General features: G+C 39.6%; 17 protein-coding genes. 8 read left to right on the forward strand and 9 right to left on the reverse strand.

The genetic code is table 11. The features are described 5' to 3' along the window. Positions 1–2: 2 nt before the first annotated feature. A complete protein-coding gene (locus tag C7R91_RS10985; RefSeq protein ID WP_047072202.1) occupies positions 3–1,628 on the forward strand; it encodes an AlwI family type II restriction endonuclease in 1,626 nt (541 codons plus the stop codon). 9 nt (positions 1,629–1,637) lie between these two features. Next, entirely contained in the window at positions 1,638–2,291 is a 654-nt protein-coding gene (locus C7R91_RS10990; RefSeq protein WP_047072200.1) for a hypothetical protein, read from the forward strand. A 40-nt stretch (positions 2,292–2,331) separates the two neighbouring features. Here C7R91_RS10990 and C7R91_RS10995 read toward each other — a convergent pair whose 3' ends face one another. From C7R91_RS10995 to C7R91_RS11010, 4 genes are all read right to left on the reverse strand, one after another. Then, positions 2,332–3,441, reverse strand: a complete 1,110-nt coding sequence (locus C7R91_RS10995) for a DNA cytosine methyltransferase (RefSeq protein WP_047072198.1) — start codon at positions 3,439–3,441, stop codon at positions 2,332–2,334. Between the two features lie 345 nt (positions 3,442–3,786). Further along, positions 3,787–4,296, reverse strand: a complete 510-nt coding sequence (locus C7R91_RS11000) for an SMI1/KNR4 family protein (RefSeq protein ID WP_047072196.1) — start codon at positions 4,294–4,296, stop codon at positions 3,787–3,789. Between the two features lie 20 nt (positions 4,297–4,316). Next, entirely contained in the window at positions 4,317–5,336 is a 1,020-nt protein-coding gene (locus tag C7R91_RS11005) for an HNH endonuclease signature motif containing protein (RefSeq protein WP_052773427.1), read from the reverse strand. 340 nt (positions 5,337–5,676) lie between these two features. After that, positions 5,677–5,874: an aspartyl-phosphate phosphatase Spo0E family protein gene (locus C7R91_RS11010; protein WP_047072194.1), complete on the reverse strand. Its 198-nt coding sequence runs from the start codon at positions 5,872–5,874 to the stop codon at positions 5,677–5,679. A 227-nt stretch (positions 5,875–6,101) separates the two neighbouring features. Here C7R91_RS11010 and C7R91_RS11015 point away from each other — a divergent pair, with 227 nt between their 5' ends. From C7R91_RS11015 to C7R91_RS11035, 5 genes are all read left to right on the forward strand, one after another. Next, positions 6,102–7,385 (forward strand): helix-turn-helix domain-containing protein, encoded by a 1,284-nt coding sequence (locus tag C7R91_RS11015; protein ID WP_255322507.1) that lies wholly within the window; start codon positions 6,102–6,104, stop codon positions 7,383–7,385. A gap of 16 nt (positions 7,386–7,401) precedes the next feature. Further along, positions 7,402–7,539, forward strand: coding sequence for a hypothetical protein (locus C7R91_RS29310; RefSeq protein ID WP_162837762.1), 138 nt, complete (start codon positions 7,402–7,404; stop codon positions 7,537–7,539). A 654-nt stretch (positions 7,540–8,193) separates the two neighbouring features. Further along, the gene (locus tag C7R91_RS11025; RefSeq protein ID WP_047072192.1) at positions 8,194–8,847 is read left to right on the forward strand and encodes a lysozyme inhibitor LprI family protein; all 654 of its coding nucleotides are present in this window, start codon (positions 8,194–8,196) and stop codon (positions 8,845–8,847) included. Positions 8,848–9,515: 668 nt separating this feature from the next. Continuing rightward, positions 9,516–10,712, forward strand: a complete 1,197-nt coding sequence (locus tag C7R91_RS11030; RefSeq protein ID WP_047072190.1) for a hypothetical protein — start codon at positions 9,516–9,518, stop codon at positions 10,710–10,712. A 6-nt stretch (positions 10,713–10,718) separates the two neighbouring features. Beyond that, the gene (locus tag C7R91_RS11035) at positions 10,719–12,902 is read left to right on the forward strand and encodes a tetratricopeptide repeat protein (protein ID WP_047072188.1); all 2,184 of its coding nucleotides are present in this window, start codon (positions 10,719–10,721) and stop codon (positions 12,900–12,902) included. 279 nt (positions 12,903–13,181) lie between these two features. On the opposite strand, the gene C7R91_RS11040 is transcribed toward C7R91_RS11035, so the two are convergent. The 3 genes from C7R91_RS11040 to C7R91_RS11050 all read right to left on the reverse strand — a co-directional run bounded on the left by C7R91_RS11040 (position 13,182) and on the right by C7R91_RS11050 (position 17,220). Continuing rightward, the gene (locus C7R91_RS11040) at positions 13,182–14,717 is read right to left on the reverse strand and encodes a thiol-activated cytolysin family protein (RefSeq protein ID WP_047072186.1); all 1,536 of its coding nucleotides are present in this window, start codon (positions 14,715–14,717) and stop codon (positions 13,182–13,184) included. Between the two features lie 913 nt (positions 14,718–15,630). After that, on the reverse strand, positions 15,631–16,080 hold the full coding sequence (locus C7R91_RS11045; RefSeq protein ID WP_047072184.1) for a DUF1259 domain-containing protein: 450 nt from the start codon (positions 16,078–16,080) through the stop codon (positions 15,631–15,633). A 603-nt stretch (positions 16,081–16,683) separates the two neighbouring features. Continuing rightward, positions 16,684–17,220: an NAD(P)H-dependent oxidoreductase gene (locus C7R91_RS11050; RefSeq protein ID WP_047072183.1), complete on the reverse strand. Its 537-nt coding sequence runs from the start codon at positions 17,218–17,220 to the stop codon at positions 16,684–16,686. Positions 17,221–17,431: 211 nt separating this feature from the next. Here C7R91_RS11050 and C7R91_RS11055 point away from each other — a divergent pair, with 211 nt between their 5' ends. After that, a complete protein-coding gene (locus tag C7R91_RS11055) occupies positions 17,432–17,818 on the forward strand; it encodes a winged helix-turn-helix transcriptional regulator (RefSeq protein ID WP_047072180.1) in 387 nt (128 codons plus the stop codon). A gap of 96 nt (positions 17,819–17,914) precedes the next feature. On the opposite strand, the gene C7R91_RS11060 is transcribed toward C7R91_RS11055, so the two are convergent. After that, complete coding sequence (locus tag C7R91_RS11060; protein WP_047072179.1) at positions 17,915–18,358, reverse strand: cell wall hydrolase; 444 nt, start codon at positions 18,356–18,358, stop codon at positions 17,915–17,917. 265 nt (positions 18,359–18,623) lie between these two features. Then, positions 18,624–19,709, reverse strand: a complete 1,086-nt coding sequence (locus C7R91_RS11065; RefSeq protein WP_047072177.1) for a glycosyltransferase family 28 protein — start codon at positions 19,707–19,709, stop codon at positions 18,624–18,626. Positions 19,710–19,988 lie beyond the last annotated feature (279 nt).

The raw sequence follows: 19,988 nt of genomic DNA on the forward strand, positions 1-19,988 counted from the left end.
AAATGGCAGAACGTAAAATTTGGTTTATCACACGCCCTGAACGTGACCCTAAATTCCATCGTGACGCACTTCTCGCTTTGTGGGATGCAACGAATGGTTTGACCGTTCAATGGTCAGGTAATCGTCAAGCCCACCTTAATTATGAACGCGCATTAAATGCCCGTGGAGTTAAACGCGAGAACATTAGCAATGATGGTTCGGGCGGACGTACTTGGGCGGCTATGTTAAAAACGTTTGCTTATGTCTATACGGATGAAAAGGGATTCTTAGTTCTTACAAAAGTTGGTAAGAAAATTCTTGAAGGCGAAAGGGTACGGGACAATGTAACAAAGCAAATTCTCACTCTTCAAATCCCAAATGCGTACTTTCTCGAATCGGGATTCCGACCGCAATTTGAATCGACTTTCCGTATTCGTCCAGCACGGTTTCTTATCAAACTGACAAATCAAGCCCAACTTAATTACTACGTTACCAAAGAAGAAATTACTTATTTCGTTTTAACTGCGCAGAACGACAATGAATTGGCTTCTATAACCGATAAGATTCTTACATTTAGAAGTGCAAGTCCTGCGGACAAAACGTTATTGAAGCAGGAAATTGCTGAAGAGTTCGACCATCGCGAACGCTCAGATAAGGGAGCAAGAGATTTTGAAATCGCGCATGGTGACGTTGCACATACGTTCATGTTGATTTGCGATTACACAGGCCTTGTCGAATACATTCGTGGTGAAGCACTTCGTATTGACCCATCTAATTCGAAGAAGATCGCTGGAGAAATCGAAATGTACGATTACCGATATCCGTTTAATTCACGGTATCTCATTTCACTTCAACGTATGGCTGAGAATAATGGTTTGGATATCGAAAGCTACAAAGCAAGCAGTTACGGTAACGTTAAACCTGCAACGAACAAATCGAAGACCGCGAATAAGATTCGGGAATTACTTTCTGATTTTCCTGATTTGGAAGAGTTGACGCACGACTCCTTAATAAAAATCCTTATGAACGAATTTCCTCCGAGGGAAGCTGAAAAACACGCCCATGAATTGAAACAGGTCACTCATCAAGCACTTAACAACGATTTTGTTGAAGGGTATCTGAACGAACAAGATAACCTTGTATTTGAAGATAAAACGGGCGAAGTATTCAAGGCAATCGGATTCGAAGTTGAAATGCGTCCCAAATCGCTTGCCAACGTTGAAACTGAAATCGAAATTTTGCTGAAATATGATGATTCGCTTATGGGTATCATCGACGCGAAGAATTACCGTACAAAATTCCCTTTATCGGCGCATTTGGCTTCGCATATGGCATCCGAATATTTGCCGAATTATGACGCTTATGATGGACGTCAAGTTTCTTTCTTCGGATACGTGACTGCAGCGGATTGGAGTGGCGAAAAGAACCTCGAAAAAATCAGCACACTTGCCAAACGTGCTATTCCCGACCGAGATATTAAGGGAATTATGCTTAGTGCAAATGTATTGCTTGGTTTCTTAGACTACTGCATTGATAACGATTTACCCAAGTCAAGACGGGTTGAATTATTTTTGAACACAATCCAAAATCGAGGGTATGCAACGGTAGGCGAATTTTTAAGCGCGGCAACCAATCAAGCGGAAAGGTAACTAAGCATCATGATTATTGAATTAACTAAACATGAGCTAGAAAGGTGTATTGAATTTTCATATAAGTGTGCAAAAAATCAACAGGAAATTGAATTCGGACAGTCAGACACAATTCCTCGTAGCCATATCGAGATTGGGCGTGACAACTTGATAGGAAAGATTGCCGAAGTAGCATTCTCAAAGATGATGGATAAATATTTTGGTATTATGATTGCACTTGATTTCGAATATTACCCTCGCGGCGTATGGGATAAACAAGATGCAATTATCAATGGATGGAGAATTGATGTTAAAGGAACTCGACAAGGCGGCCGTTGGATGCTTATTGAATGGAGTAAGTTAAATTTCCGCCAAAAGGAAGGAATTCTCTCCCATTTATATATTATGTCTTCAGTAAACTGGGATAGAGTGAAAGATTTTCCAACCGGCAAAGTTGATATAGTTGGTTGGGCTTCACTTAATAGGCTTGTACATTGTGTTAATAATACTTTAGTTTTGCGAAAGGGTAGTTGTATTCCAAAGACTAATACTAGATTGCAAGCTGATAATTTCGGAATTCACTTTGACAATCTAGAACATGATTGGAACAAAGTTATCCAATGGATAACTAATAATCCGGCATTTGATACTTCAGGATATCCAAATCCTTATAATGTGTTTTAATGATAAAAGGGGCGACTTGTGAATAAGTCACCCCTTTGTTTTATACAGAAATCAATTCGAGTTCGGGTTCGAATACAAATTCATTTGCATTCCATTTTGCTTCAATACTGTCATATTCGATTCCTGCGAAAGTTTTCAATATAGCTTCAATAATGATTCTTGCACCTTCTGGCGGAACGGCCATTCCGATTTGTTGTCTGACTTTTTCTTTACCACCGAGAAAAACATAATCGTCAGGGAAGGTTTGTATTCGCGCACGTTCCCTGTTTGTCAACGCACGAGGTTCACTCCAATGATACATATGTGTTCCGCCGCCTCCACTGCCTGTAACAGTATAAGAGGGGTGGTCAGGATGAAGACGTCTGTATATCTGGCTCATTTTTGCACCTTTGACGTTCAATCTTAGATGTTCTGGGATTTCTTTGAACCACGCATTTTGACCAGCAGGAATATGATTCAAGAATTCAATCACTTTAGACGTATGTCGAGTAAACTCGTTATTCGGTGCATCAGCAGTAATAGGTGGTTCAGTTAGAGCTTGTTTTGCAGTTTTATAAGGCAATCTTCCTTCACCGTGTGTAGGTGCAGGAACTCTGAATTCTTTGTTAATATCATCTCTGATACCGACAATAATGATTCTGTGTCTTGTTTGAGGAATACCGTAATCTTGGAATTTGTATAAATGCGGTGTAATTTTGTAACCCGATTCCATTAAGTCTCTCATAATCATATTGAAGGCCTGTCCCTCATTAGCGCTTTGAAGGCCAGACACATTTTCCGCAACAAACCATTTTGGTTGAAATTTTCTAAGAACCTTGACCCCATACGTATATAATGGGCCATAGTTACCTTCCAATCCTTTTTTCTCTCCGACAATGCTGTAATCATTGCATGGAAACCCAAAAGTAAAAGCGTCAATTTCTCCAAGTGTTTCAATATCTAGTTCACGAACATCCTTATTGATAACTGATTTAGGACGGTCAGGACAAATATTATGAATGAATGTACGGCATGCTGATTCATCTATGTCGTTAGCCCATTCGTGCTCAACTCTGTATTCAACGCCGTTTTTATCAACAACCCTAACCATCTTTGCTCCTAATGCAAGACCGCCGGGGCCGTTAAAGAACTCACCTTTTCTGAAAATCATTTTCACTCACCCCGTTAAAAAATATAAAACCATTATACTGCATTTAAACTAAAAAAGCAGCAGTAGGCAGGTCTTATTTTGTCCATTTTAAGAAAATACGTTCGCATCAATGTGCTTGAATGTCCTGACAATGTAAGTGGCGATTGGGTTACAGATTGTTCGAGGCTCTCGAAGACAGCGTATTTAAGCGAATACTGCCACATCGAAAAGCTGTCAATTTTTCGAAACCCACACAACTAGAGAAATCTCACTAAACGCTGATGTATCAAGAGTTTCGATATTAAAAATGGGGTGTCTCTCAGTCGGAAAAATCGACTTTTGAAACAGCCCCTTCTTTATTTCTACTTACCAAGTCCAAAACTCTGTTCCTTGAGCAATGATTAATCTTTCCAACCAAGTTTCAAAATTCATATTTAAGTAATAACCTTCTGAGACTGAAACATCATCATGATTAAAACAAACTAAATAGTTGTTTTGACCATCCTTGACTCGGTTAGAATCAATAAAGATGTAATCACCATTGTTAATCGAGATAGGATACCAATGCACAGGCATATAATCGAGATGATTGTCCTTAATTTCATCTAGACTCAGTAACTCATATCCCCCGCCATATCTTACACTCTTGAACAGCCATGCTCCATTATGGATTAGGAGAAAATCCTTATAGTCAGTTGGTAAGTGCCAGTGAGTGCTCCTTAAAAACTCCTCAATTTCTTCCGCATTAGCAGGAGGGTTAAATGTAAAATGGGCTGTATCAACTTTTCCATTTCTATTTTGCACTAATAATCGATTACTATTATCGAGTCTTTTTTTAAACCCTTCCAATACCAATTCAGATAAATTGTTCTTCAAGGAGAATCACCTACTATTCTTTAATAGTCATCACCAGAGGGTACATACTTACCATAACTAGCCCACCAAGGAGTAACCTCTTTTCGGTGGAAGTCTTTTGGTAACGGAATTAAATTATCATAGCTGTTATCCCCACCGTATGCAAGGGGAATAATGTGATGAATATCTACGTCATCCCAACTGAAATCGGGGGTGCCATATTTATTCTCATACCAATCAATATATAAGCCTCTCATGCCAGATTCTCTAGGCTCTCTTTGATTATTAGGAACCCAAGCGAGATCGGCTTCATCAGGCTCAAACATCTTTATTCTGCTATGCGAGTCTCTATACTTAGGATATTCGATACCCTTTTTGTTAAGCAAAAATTCTTTTCCTACCTTATGGTCTGCATCGGTTTTCCCATTGGGCCATGTTGCTAATGATGTGCTTACAGTCCGCCAAAAATTTGTATCTACAATGCTGACTGGATCGCTTACTTTCATTGCTGTTTCTTTTATTTCGGGAGCTGTAAAGGTGTAGTGAAAAACATCTTCATCACGGTATGATCGTTTCCGATTAGTTGAAGACTCCAATGTTACTTTCCCGGTAATCAGTGCCACCCTGGCAACATTGATATCCTCAATTTCTACATACGAAACGATTTCTTTGTTTCGTTCATCTATTATCAGACCCGCTACAAGTTTAACACCTGAACCTCCTGTTTTTGAACGAAGGGAGACTTCCTCACCTGTATTTTCTTCCAGATGTAACTCCTGAACTTCATACTCTGATATTTCGAAATTCTTGTCTAGTTTTTCTCCGGTTTCATCTTCAAGTTCTTCAATTGCCGCTAGATGAATTGAAGAAAGTTCCTCTGTGTTTAAAAGTTCACCTGTACCAGAATCAATAGTAAGTTCAATTTCCGTTGAAGGAAGTTTTTTTAGTTCACCTCTTTCTATTCTTTCTTGGATGTCGTCCTTAGAATTTTCCGCATACGAACCAGATGGACTTATTAAAAGCACAGCGAAAGCGAGTAAAGTTAGAAAGTATTTCTTCACTTAATAATCCTCCTAACATTTAATTTGGTGCGTTCTTTTAGATGTTTTTTTCTATGAATCTACCTGTTCTAAGGGGATGACGCTAGATTTTTCCCTTACTACACTTGCTCACATGCTTTCTTCATCATTTTTGATTTAATTACCAGAACGAGCAAATGCTCCGCTATGTTTTTTAGGTCTATTTCGTAAGAATCTCCTTCTTCCGAATCTGAACATCTCGTGATAGAGTTAAAAAGAGGAGTTTTAAGCAGCTCCTATTAAGGGCGTTCCTGTTGCCGGGAAGCAAAGGGGGAACGTCCTTTCTTGTTGATCCACTTTCTCAAAACAAGTCCATTCACTTTTACAATTTGGCTCCTTTCTGATTAGTAAGATTTCTTCGTTGGTACTCTAAGATGAACTGATCCAGTTCTTGACTTATCTTCAACACATCGGAGTCTGTCAGTTTGCCCTGTTGTTTAAAGACTTCTTTAAGCTCATATTGTAGATTCTTGATGATTTGTGTAAGGTCTTCGTTGCTTACTTCTTGCCATTCAACCATCGTTATCAGTCCCCCATAGTCTCACCCCCTCTTTTTTCACTATAGCACCTATATCAAAAAAACCATGGGAAAATTTACCTTGATACATTTGACATTATTCGATGATTTTCGCAAATTTCAGTCGAAATATGTCTGTTTGTTTTTGTTGAATTAGCAAACATCAACTTGCTATAATCCTACTCGATTGCATTGTAAAAAAAAGGAAGTTTGTGTTGTGGAGGGATATAGTGCAAAAGAAAACAATTGGGGACATGTTGTCTGAGAGCCGAAGAAATAATGGCTTGTCTTTTGCTGAGTTAGAAGATAGAACTGGTGTAAGTAGGGGCGTACTACAAAAGATTGAGAGCGGAGAGACAAAACGCCCTGAATTTAAAACAGTAAAGTCGATAGTCGCTCTATTTCCGTACTCGTATGAGGAAATTATTGAAGGATACCTTGAGGATGAGACTAGGATTGAGACGTTATTTGAAATTCTTCAAGAGGTCATTCAGTGTGAATATTCTTCATTAGTGGAAAGAGTATCATTAAAAATTCTCCAATCGCCGAATGAAAAGATTGAGAAGGCATTAGAGCGACTTTATAGCTTCGCTGACTCCATTGCTATAGCTGAAACAAATGACGAAATTTGTTTAGTTCTTTTCAAGGTAATTGCAAATTATGCGCGACAATGTGGAGAGCCGAAGTACATTGCAAAAGCATTATTGAAAAAATATCTGATTGAAAGAAATGATCTGAAAAGGCTAGAGGAAACATTCCGAATGGGTGAAGAGGTTTTATATTACACAGACTTCCTTACGATTGAGGAAAAGATCATCTACTATTTTAGAATGGGACTCCATGCTCATAACACCCAAAAATATTCAATGTGTATTGAACTATGCCAGAAAGGTCTTGCACTTGAAACAAGTATTACTGAGTTAAAGGCAAGAGCCTATCTTGCCATGATTAACTCTTATTTCTTCTTAGACAATTTCGATGCAGTTGAACAGCATCTAGATGTGTTTGAAGAGTTTGAATATGATTTCGTTGTAGAATCCACCAAGATTAACCGGGCAACTACTAAAGCAAGGAAAAAGGATTACGAAGTCGCTATTCCGATGTTAAGAAAGTACATGGATGAACTTCACAAAGAGAACAAGATACATGTGGTAAACGAGTTACTCGAAATTTATTTAGAATTAGGTAATATGGATGCTATCGAAGAAGTGCTGATGAACGAGAAAGCAATCTTACCTGCTACTCCTCAGACACCTTATAAACACCGCTCGATTGGTGCTTACTACCAGCTAAAAGGAAAATTCCAAACTAAATTAGGGCGACTGGATGAGGGCATGGAAAGCTACGTTAACAGTTTAAAAGCGTATGGTGTCATTAGTGCATTTGAAGAGATGCATAAATGTTTGAACGAAATGCTAACTTATTTTGATGAAAATTCACTGCAGATGGATTTACAGTATGTCCAAAAGCTTAAAGGGGTGTATAATACAACTATGGGTAATTTTGGTAAATAGGAAGGATGTGCCCCAGATGAAAAAAGTAATGGCTTTGATGGTATTATCGTTGTCATTGGCTGTGTGTGTTAATTTGATGCCTACGGATGTGACCTACGGTAATAAGCCGCATATATTTGAAGTAAAACAGAACGTGGCTGACCCCGGACATTGATTAGATGACATAATCTTTTTACAGAGAAATGAGTTCCTTTTGTACCTTGATGAAAATAATAATCAGGGTGCTTTTTATTTTGACATTGTGTGAGTCCAACTACAATGGTGCCTTTGTTTAATTATTACCAAGCGAATACTGCCGACTAGGATACTTGTCTATTTTACGCAACCCACACATGTGGAGTGTACAGTGTTACTTAAATTAAAAAGGGGCTTCCGATTAAGCCCCTTGCAATAGTTCGCTCATTTCCTGAGGGTGAGCAATATTGTAATGAATCTTGATAGAGCCATCTTGATGGACTTCTATCTTTTCAATTACCTGATGGAGCAATTGTTTTAGAACTTGTTCATCATCAATGTCAAGCTGTACAAACACCGCAATTTTCTTTTGAAAGGCACGGAATTGTTCTTCCGTGTCTTTTTGCGTTTCGAGAATGGTTTCTAATTTCGCTTTGCGTTTGGCAAGGACATGTTGTTCTTCCTGATTGCGTTGATTTTGGGCATTAAACTGCTCAAGGGTAAGAAGTTACGGGCAGGAGAGTTCAAAAGTTCTCGCGAATACCCTACATATGGTATTATTTACAAGTTCGTGAATAAGACGTTATGCGCCATTACCGGTAAATAGTAAAGATAATATTTAAGGAGATAATATATGAAAGGCAAGATACTCTTATTATTTTTTATTACGATAATGTTTTCATCTTGTCAAAATATTAGTCAATCGACTACTTTGAACAGCGAAACTAAATCAAAAATGAATTCTGGACTGCCTCCTGATGTAGTGAGTACAGGTAATGGAACAGAATCGAAAGAAATAACTGAAGGTCGATCAGATCCTTCTAACAATGAAGTGTTATCCATGAACATTGGGACCTATGATTTGACTGGAAAATTTTATGATGAAATGCTTCGAAATCCTATAGATCATGATTATGAAGTGGAATTAAATAAATTTCAAAATTCCAAAGAGATTATTACAACATTGGGATGGGGGGCTTTGGAAAGCAAGTATACAGAGATTTGGGATAAAGAGTTGAATCAAATATATAAAAAGCTTCTTTCTAAGTTGGATAAAGAACCAAGAGAAGCACTAATTGAATCGCAGAAAGAATGGTTACAGTATCACTTAAGGGAAACAAAATTTGTAGAGAAGACATTTATTAATAATGGTTACCTTGGATCACAAGGATCGGTAAGCCTAGGCACGGTTATAAGGGAGAGAATTAGGGAAAGAACAATGCAATTATTTGAATATCGATATTTGCTAGATGGTAAAGTTGAGTTTTTATACCAAAGTAAAAAATAGGAGTTGGAATCTTGATCAAAGGTTTTTAGGTGATGCTTCGAAGACAGCAACGGCGCATAACACTGTATTCACGCTGCGGGGCTACCACCCCTACTGTCTACTCGTCACATGTGGAGTGCTGTACACTGTTAGTACGGAAAAATGAAAGCAAGAAGCATTGGTGTCTAGACCCTTCCTAAATGTGGAAGGGTTATTTCGTAATATATTTGATTCATAATGGAAGCGATAAGACTCTTAAGATATAAAGGGTGGAGTAATGTGGGAGATTGGAAAAGCATTCCCCGACGCTCGCCTCGTAACAAAGGTTAAACATCCCTAGTTAGCATAATTTTTAATCCTAATTTACCTACCTTCGTTTTCTTGTAGAAAATATTTAATTTTCAAAAAAATCAAAAGATTATTGACAGTCAGAAAATTACAAGCTATCATTACCAGTATATACCATACATTCGCGAATATGGTATAAATAACAATTCATTGGGGGCATTATTATGAAAAAAATTACTGTGCAAAAAACCGAGCCTGTAAAATTGACTTCAGTAGCTAACACAATGTACGACTGCACTTGCATGCAGGCATAAAGATTTGTCAGTAACATTGAAAAAGTGGGGCATTTGCCCCTCTTTTTCAATTATGAAGATAGCATGACAACATCCGGGAGGAAAGTCATGAACGAAAATCGCAGGATCCAATTACACCCGTTAACATTTCTGGAGGATAAGCAAGGAGTACTGATTGGGCGGTTTGGGACGGATACGTTTGCTGTTTTTCCTGAGGATGGAGCAGCACTTGTACGAAAACTGCAAGAGGGCATGGGGGTTGCCGAAGCGCATTCCTGGTATCAAGATACCTATCACGATGAAGTGGACATGGATGATTTTTTGCAGACATTACGTGACCTGACATTTATTTGTGATGTTGAGGAAAAGGAAACAAAAGCGCAGAAAGTATCGGGGCAATGGTTGGGTAAGCTAGCTTTTTCTCCACTTGGTTGGCTGATTTATGGTGCCATCATAACCTGTGCCTTTTGGTTGTTATACCAATATCCACAGATTCGTCCGGGTCGAGAAAGCATCTTATTTTCCGAATACGCCATGGTGGTTTTTCTTGGCATGACGATCGGTCAGATTCCAGGGATCTTTTTTCATGAATTGATGCACATGCTTGCCGGACGAAGACTGGGTATCCCGTCAGAACTAGGTATAGGCAGAAGAATGTACTTTTTGGTCTTCACTTCTTCCATGCCAGGTATTTGGGGATTTCCAAAACGAAAGCGTGTTCTTCCATTTTTAGTTGGAATGTTCGGTGATATTTTGTGGTATTCCTTATTGGTGATCGTTGCTGGTGCAATTTGGCTAAATACAGGTGAGAAGACAATCATAGCTGCATATTGTATGGGACTAGCATTTACAACACTGTTGCGTTTCTTCTGGCAATTTTATTTTCATCTTCAAACAGATATCTATTATTTAATGATTACGATGTTGGGGTGTGTAAATCTTCAGGAGGCTACACGTTCCTATTTGAAAAATATATGGTATGGACTAATTGGAAAAAAGAACAAGATGGTCGATATGTCCAAGTATACGGAACGGGATCATCAGGTAGCGAGATGGTACAGCTTTTTTTACGCAACTGGCTGGATGATGATGACAGGAATGATACTCTATTTGATTCCGGTCGTTATTCAACTTTTAACGAATATTTTTCTCTCCATATTTACAGGAGAAGATATGAAATTCTGGGATTCCGTTGTTTTCTTGTCTATAACGGGAATCCAGTATGGAATTGTATTTTATCTATACCTAAAAGAGCGTAGAAACAAAAGGGAAATTCGGAATTTATCAATGGAACAGAGGGGATGAGTCGAAATGACACACCAATGGCTGATTGGATCTCGACGCAGCGACCGAGAAAAGAAGTACTTCGAAGAGAAATACTCCACATGTTATGTCAGCAACTGTCATTGCAATCTTAGAGGGCCCTATACAGGTACTGGTGACCTTCTGCGCCAGATTATTCCAGAAGCTTATTCGAAATGGCCAGACCTGATTTTATCACACTGCATCGAGATCTTATCCATAGCACCAGAACTGAAAGCAGTCATTCCTGTTAGTGTAGAAACACTTACCTCTCTTGCTATTCCGAAAGAGAGAACACGCTATTATTCGAAATTGCGTACACTTCGCATGTCGAATGGTTTGATCGATCTTTTATTGGCATTAGCGAATCGGGAACGAATGGGAAAATTGACCCTGGTTTTTGAAAATGTGCAGGCCTGTGATCAACTAGATGCAGAATTTATAAGTACACTTCTGCGTCGTGCGAAGTCTGACCTGATTCAGGTGATCGTAAGTTCAAGTGAAAAACCGGAAAATGAAGCTCTGAAAAAGGCGTTACAAACGTATACGGAGCCTACTGCTATTCTTTCTGACATCGAACAAGATATGGGGATAGTCAATCTATCTGACGAACAGCGACTTGAGCTAACGAAGCGATACATATTTTCTGACTGCACATCAGATTGTGAGCAGGAATTGCTCGCCTATGAAGCAACTCCTATTGAAATTCGTCAGAGCCTTCACGAAGAGCGGGCAGAATCTCTTATAAAAGAAGAGCAGTGGTCACTGCACTTAGGCGCCATTCCGTTTCATCTGGAGCGCGGTACTTCTGAGAAATCAGCAAGCGAAGCATTGTTTAAAGCAGTTAGTTATAGCATTAACATGGGTTTTTACGATGCGACTATCGATATGAGCCTACGTGGCCGGAAACTGACGAATTGGAGCAGCGAATTTGATAATAGCCGTTATTTTACAATGAAAATGGCTACGTCTCTGGCTGCATTGGGTCAAACTGATGATATACCGACGCTTTTAGGAGAAGTGTACGCAAACACTGATGATTTTAGAGTTCATATGCAAATTTCATATGGATTTTCGATGTACTATACGAGGCACCACCGAGAACGAGAACACGAGAAGGCGAAAGAATGGATACAAAAAGCCATTGATTTGGCAGAATTGATTGAAGATGAAAAAGAACGTGCATTTCAACAAGTATTTAACCAAAATGGACTGGCTTTAGTAGAGTTACATATGGATAATCTTGAAGAAGCGCTTCGATTGGTTACGGAAGGATGGCAAAGGTTAAATCAGGTTCTAGCTCCAGATGAACATATGTTGCATCGCTCGGTGTTGCTTCATAATAAAGGGCTGATTTACGTAGCTTTAAAAAGGTTTGAAGAAGCAGCTGAAACATTTAGCCAAGTGATACAGATTGATTCCAATTATCCAGAGTATTACTTTGATCGTGGAAACCTTTATAGCCGAATGGGGCGACTGGATGAAGCCATTGAAGATTATAACCAAGCGATAAAGCTTAGTCCTCCGTTTCCAGAGGTTTATTTCAATCGAGCTACTGCCTTCAATCGTCTTGGAGATGTGGAGAAAGCAATGGCGGACTATGACTACTTGCTTGATATAGACCCCGAAAATCTTGATGGATTACTTAACAGAGCTACATTATTGTATCAAGTGGAGAAATTCGAAATGGCCCGAAAAGATGCTGAATTCGGTTTAGAGATAGAGCCTGATCATGCGCGGCTCCTGTGTACACTAGGTTTAATTGAAATGTCGGATGGCAATAATGATCAAGCACTAAAAACGTTTACCGCTGCCCTAAACAAGGATAGGGAAATGATGGCCGCTTGGACAAATAGGGCTGTCCTGTATTATGAGATGGGGGAGTATGACAGGGCCATAGCTGATCTAACTGAAGCTATTGCACTAGAGAAAAATGCAACCGTCCTTTACAACCGTGCATGGGTCTATGAAGCACAGGAGGAGTGGCAATTATCCATTTCCGATTATACAGAGGCCTTAGCGTTTTCTGATGCAGACGAACAAGATATTTACTATCGGAGAGGTTTGTGTTTTATAAAAATGGGTGATAGGGAGCTTGGCACGGAAGATTGGAACAAGCATCTCATGTTTGGAGAATCACCGCATGTGAATGAAATGATGCAACTGTTACCCTCCCTGTTCGTTTCGAAATAATGAAATATTTTGTGCCTGCCGTCCTATTCGCTTGGTTGGTGGCTGACTTATTAGGTTGATTAAGTGTTGTCCTAGAGGTATGTTGTTGCATTCTACCAACTCCTTTCTGACTGCAAATGCATGCAGGAATAAAGAACTATGACTAGTTTTCACAAAGTTTTCCAATTCCCTGTTTTTTAGCCCCATTTTGCGTTGCACCTTTTCCCCTGCATAGGAATAAGAAAAAGAAAAACGGCTGAAGTCCTCGAAAAAAAGGATTTCAGCCGTTTCTTTTCTCAACTATTTAAATGTAATACCACCCGTCGGATTTAATGTCGTTCCGCCAATTTCAACTTTAATCTCACTAGATAATGGAACATTGTACTCATCAATAACGGTTCTCCACCACTCCCAAGCAAGGCCGGTGCATTCTTTCGCAAAAATCCTTATGTTTTTTGCATTAGGTGGCAGAGGAATGACTGTAGTGAAAGGAGCTGTTCTGTCTTGGTTGCTTCCTTCCCACGTTTTATGTGTGAGTACTTCTTCACCATTTTCATCGTAGGAAACTTCATCCCAGGATACATCAAATTGAGCGACATACCAGCCATAATGACCAAGCGATATTTTACCTTTTGAATATTCTGTAGCGGTAGTCTCAATATAATCTGTATTGTTATGAACGGCAGCAATTGCATTATCTTTTAAGAAAACACTTGTGTAGGAAATCGGATATGCTGGGTTCTTTAGGCTAAATTCCGCATTATCTTTAATGATATTCCGGATTTCACTAAAGTCTTTTGTAACGACCTTGTTATGCTCTTGTGAATCTCCGCCTAATACTACAGCTGTAAAGGAGCTGTCTTCAAAAATATTCTTGTACTCGGCATTCGTTTCTACATTGGCAGTATTCTGAAGCAAGGCTTTAAATGCTGCTTTTACGTCTTTGCTCTTAGAGGTTGTTTCTAATTTCACATAAATGGTTCTACCATAAGCTACATTGGATACCATAACAGGCGGGGATTGATCACTTACCCCTTTACGTTTTAAATCCTTAAAAGTAACACTATCATCAAAAAGATCGGATGGATCGTTAGGCAGTTCAGCACTTACCGTATAAAATATTTGCTTATATGCCGCCACCATCACTTTTTTCTCTCCATTAGCTATCGCATTAAAGTCAATTCCTAATGTAGAATCAAGATATTTCGCGTTAACATTCAGAGCACTTCCAATTTGAGATTTGCTATAAACCATTGATTCTGCATACTGCAATCGCGCAGGTAAAGTATGAGTTCCTGAATAATTATCGCTCCATTTAGATACAAGCTCATCTACTGCTCCAGACACATTCCCATATGTTGGATTATCCACAGTAATTGAATTTTCCTTTTTCAAACCTGGTAAATCAATACTAATCGTCAAAGGTTTTCTTGGTACCAGTAATAAACTGGGTTTATTTTCTGCAAAAGCTTGATTTGCAAGCTGTAATGCTCCTGGGTAAGTGCGATTAGCCATAGAATCAATAATCGAAATATCTACTGGAGAAGTGGAAAGTGACTTTTTTTTACGTTCTACGACGATAAACTTGCCGTGTGGATTGAGTGCTTCTTTTGGAACAAAACTGTCTATCTCATCACCACTTACTGCTAAAATTTCGTCATTATCATAGTCTAAGTTTGCTATACCGGTGTTAATGTCATCGGCGTTGCTTGTTTCACTGACTTCACTAGAATCAACTGTTTCGGCAAAGGAGGTAACTGGATAATTTACAGTAGCGAATATAACAGATAAACTGGCGATTACTTTTAAAATTCTGGTATGATTTCGAAGCCTCATAAGATATTCCCCTTTGAGATGTGAGCATAACGTCGATCATTATACTCCCATTAAATATATTTTCTGGAATACTAATTATATCGGTAGTTTCCTAATTAATCTTTAGATTGAGCCCGAAAAGTATATGGTGGGGCACATCTCACAGCTTGTTCACACTGTTTACTCCACACGTGTAGAGTGTACAGTGTTACTTAAATGGGTGGGGGGAATGATAGTCTGCCCTCTTGTTCATCGTGACGGCTGCCTACATCAACCAATTCGGATAGGAATTTAACTATGTAAAAACTCAAATAGCCGTTCATTACAGAAACGGCTAATACGTGGATATTAGTTTCTCACAACACAGCTATTTGTCGGGTTTAGGGTTAGTGGGAGAGGTGTTGCCTGTATCCGGTAAATTAGGATCGTGCACATTGGGACCTTGACTGTTAGTGTCTGGGTTGTGTCAAGGATTGGAATCAGGATTGGTGTTATTGTTATTACTGTTACTGTTGTCGTTAGCCATAAGGGTCATCTCCAAATAGGTAAGTTGATTTTAATATTCTGCTCCTAATTCATACATTTATTAACAAACTAGTTACTTTGATATTCAAAAAGAATAATGCCCTACCAGATAAATGATAGGGCAGAACGCTCACTTATATTGGTCAAATTGAATTCTCTGGGCAACACCAACCACACCAATTACGCCCGCAACAGCGAAAACAACCGGTTATTTGAGAAGGATAGTGATTTGGAGCTTGATAAGAATATTGTACCAGCTTACCGTTTACTTTCTTGAATTTCTTTAGATGGGATTTCCTCTTTTTCATTGGAAATTCCCTCCATTATAACGATCTAAGATCATGGATGATCAACGATTCCCTTTTGATTGGTAAGGTCGTCGCGTTTTCGGTAAACCACCATCGTTTTCTTATCTTTTTTTTCTGCAAACAACCGGGCGTACAATCTTTTTCGTTAATACACTCTGAGCATCGCGTACGGCTCTGGCGAAAACCAATGGTCTCTCAATCTTTTCATAGTGGATATACCATAGATTTGGATTGGTAAACAGCCAGTGGTTATGCAAGGCAGTAACTTTAATACCATGTTTTCGGAGACGAGAGATAAATGGGTTAATCTCACGTGTAAGGATAACTGTTTCTCCCAGACAAAGTGCAGTGCCATTCTCCCTAATGCTCTCAAAAGAGTGGAATTGGGGGATGGTCAACGCAGAGTTCGACCGTCTTCCTAGAATGGTAGCTCTTATATTTGTCCGTAGAGTCTGGGCAGTACAAACACCATTAACGACTGTAGCCTGTGCATTAAGAATTTCAGCAAATCTACGGCATAGCGGGCTAATTGCCAAGTTGCATACCTCCATATTCTTAGGATCATTTTTAATATATGAGGCATGAAACTGAATGGTACAGGCATTCAGCGTGCGTAAAATACCTATTTTTAGAAGAATGGGTACGTAATGTAGTATTTCGAGAGTGAGGGCAAGTAAAATGGCTCGTACGGTGTGGTTGGTTCACGAAAGAAATGATGAAAAGAGGCTGATGTAGCATCAGCCTCTAATCAGAGATTTAGCAGACTTTAATTCTTCCCACCTATTAACTGATTTGTGGACAATTAGGGACACCGATCAGTTTAAGCAGGTTATAAACTTCGCTCGAAATAGGGACAGTAACTTCTATCCCATTGAGCTTAACAACAGAAAAGAAACTTCCGTCAGATTCAAATACACAAACAACTAATGTTACCATTTATCCTCTTCCTTTCTCCATAAAGCAGGGAGATATTAGTTTTGTCCTCCCTGATAGTAAGTTATGGAGTTGGGAAGTTAAGTGACAGTGCTTGTATCACGTCATGGTAATTTTTGGGTATTTAACAGAAAAATCTGAGGAAGTGTTTCAGTATATATGAAAACGATAAGGGGCTATCCTACCCCAAAAATATGATGGGGCAGCTAACATGGAAGATATCAGTTACTGCGATACTTAAAGATATAATCGATATATTCTTTTGCACTATGATTGATTTCCTCATCGCTAGCTTGAAATGAAGCTCCGAAGACAGAAAAATAGGGTAGTGCCACAGCACCCACATGTACAGTACTGGCTTTAAAAGGCGTGATCACTTCATCCACGGTAAAAGAAACAGAGCCCTTTGGCGAATAATTTTCTTTTTTATCGCCGATGGACATGGCGAGTCCTAATTTCTTCCCTTTAAGCTTGTCACCTTTCGATCCATAAGCCCATCCGTAAGTAAAAACATCGTCAAACCACTTTTTCAATAAAGGCGGATAACTGTACCAATACAACGGGAATTGAAAGATGACATGGTCATATACCTCTAATAGCTGTTGCTCTCTAGAAACCTCAATGTTCCAGTCAGGATACTCTTTGTAAATCTCATGAATGGTAATATCGTTTGGGTATTTCAGCAGCTCTTCTTTCCAGCGCTGGTTTACCCTAGATGTCTCAATGTTCGGGTGTGCTAAAATCACCAGTGTTTTCATTATAAAAATCCCCTTCTCAGGCCAAAATCCCCATAGTGCCTTGCCTCTTTTTTGAATAACATCATTATCTTGCAGGCATAAAAAAAAGAAAATACACACAATAAAGTAAGATGGTTACCTCAAGGTATGTACTGGACTCCAAAAGACAAATATGGAACAATAAAGTTTTCAGACTGATTTTATAAGAGCAGCATGTACGAGGTGTTAATCTATGAAACAATATAATCTGGGCATAGAGGCAACACTTGAAATTATCGGTGGAAAGTGGAAAGCTCTGATCATATGCTTATTAATGTCGGGTGTAAAGAGAACGAGCGAATTACAACGCAATATTCATGGCATTTCGCAAAAGGTTCTGATCCAGCAGCTGCGCGAACTTGAGAAGGATGGACTTGTAAAAAGATATGTGTACCAGCAAATGCCGCCAAAAGTCGAATATAGCCTCACAGAATATGGAGTTACAGCGAATAAAATCGTTGATGTTATGTGTTCGTGGGGGAAAGAAAATATTAAAAGAAGACAACAGCAAGGAGAAGCTATCATCTTGCTGGAGGATAAGTTACCGGAGGACTTTGGAGATTTCGGAAAGAGAGATTAGTTGAATGAAGTTGGAATAGAATACAAGGGGCTAACGTTTAAGCCCCTTGTTGTAAACTCACCCATGCCTGGGCTGTTTTGTCTTTTGTCTACAAAATTAGAAAGTATTATATACATTTTCACATTCTTTCGCAGTCGGCTCATAAAAACAATGAAGCTTGTATCGCCCCACGTGCGGCTGATTATACCAGGTCGGCGGACAAGGCAGGGGATTTTGCGCCGTTCCCGGACGAAAATACCAGAGGGAGAATTTAGCTGGCCAATACCGCTCCCCCTTCACAACCCGTCGTGCCAGACGGCGTTCTTTCTCTCTTGCCCTTTGGTAGTACATACCATGAAGCAGAGCTTCAAACGCATGCGGCTGGTTGATCATTTGGGGAATTGTCCGTATTCCTTTAAAATCGGAGCAGTTCGCTCTTATTCGGTTAATTCCAACGTTTCCCACAAGGAGCATACCCATTTCGCCTTCACCTACAGCTTCGGCTCGAAGCAACCTTGCCAACATGTCAATATCACTCTTCCTGGCTTTTACGACTGCCATCGACTCACCTCTTTAGATTGTTCTAGGCACATCATATTGTAGATGAAGCAGATATGTTACGCTTCAAATCGCTCAATAGAGCAAACACTAATCCGTGGACATTTTCTTGGTTGTTTTCACAGTCTATTCAACACATGTAGAAAGCGTTGCATTTGACATTCTGCCGATAGTAGATAGTACTGATACCGAAACGCAAAAGTAAGAGGACTGTCTTAAGTAGAATTTAATCTTCTACCTAAGACAGTCCTCCTTGTTTGCTTCAAAGTCATCCGTCCTTATTTCTAAATGAGCTATACGGCGTCAAACGCAAGAGATCTTCCTGTTTTTTTGCCAATTTGGATAGCGGGATCCGGTATGCCATTTCAATAATTTTGCTTGCGACCTCAGCGCCGTTGGTAGGGATAAGGCTAAATCTTTTTTGAATGACCTCTTTATTTGCTAACGCATGCTCGATCTTTGGTACAATCTCTTCCGGTTCCTGGATTGATACCTTATCACTATTCGCTATTTCTCTTAGCATATTTAATTTTTGCTCGCGTTCCGCATCATCCGGAGGAAGGAAAAGCAAAGGAGTTCCTGTAGAGATACAATCTCCTAAAATGCCCATGCCCGGTTTGCTAATGACCAGACTGGCCGCCTGTACAAGATTTTTGCCATTCGGGATAAGAGGGGCTTTGATGATCCTTTCATCGAATGGGTAATCTTCATCTGCCAATTGCCCAGCTACAACAAATCGATAGCGGCCGGCAAGTGAGTTTATTTGATCATACCACTTTACGATCTGTTCATAACGGTTAGCGAGTCCGCCGCCCATGTGAACCAGAATAAACGACTCGTTCTGCTCAAGGCCTAACATACGTCGCACTTCTATCGGGGACTGGCTGATTTCCCTGGTGATTAAAGGAATAGGGATGTAGATGCAGTTCATTTGCGGATGGGTCTGCTTAGGCGGCATAAGATTCATGTGCAGAAAGATATCGGATTGATTGGCGATTTCTACGATGCGGTTTTTGTATTCCTGCATCGGAGCTGAATCATTATTACCGATGATAAAGTCACTGTGATAGAGGGTCACGAGCTTTGTGTTTCCACCGACTTTCCCCTCACTGCGAAAACGCGGCACATCGGAGCGCCAATCATTTATTAATAGTGTGGTTTGTTTACCATCCTCGAATTTTTTGGATTTAAAGGCTTTTAATTGGACGTCATTATGCAGGTTTTTCGATAAATAGCCATGTGTTTCCCGAAAGGCAAACACGTGAATGGGAAGATGATGTTGCTGCAATTTTTCCGTTATGCTAATGCATCTACCGAGATGGCCCATACCTCTGCCAACCACAAAGGAGATCATATTTCATCACCCTTTTAAATAGGTACTTTCTTGTTCCCAGTCTGGAGCTTGGACAAATTACCCCCATATCGCTACTTATGGGATAAGGTCATTGCCGAATTCGAGTCGTTTTCTCAGCTTATATATTTTATGGGGATGGATGGAACATGCTCTAGTCGTATAACGGTTTTCTTAACGATCACAGAAAAAAGCGGCATCAGCGGAAGTCTGCAGCAGTGAATTGTGCTCCCATCTAGAAATAATTGGGTATTTTCATCACACAAACCAACGCTGTCCATG

The sequence above is a fragment of the Brevibacillus formosus genome (genome assembly GCF_003013405.1).
Taxonomy (GTDB): domain Bacteria; phylum Bacillota; class Bacilli; order Brevibacillales; family Brevibacillaceae; genus Brevibacillus; species Brevibacillus formosus.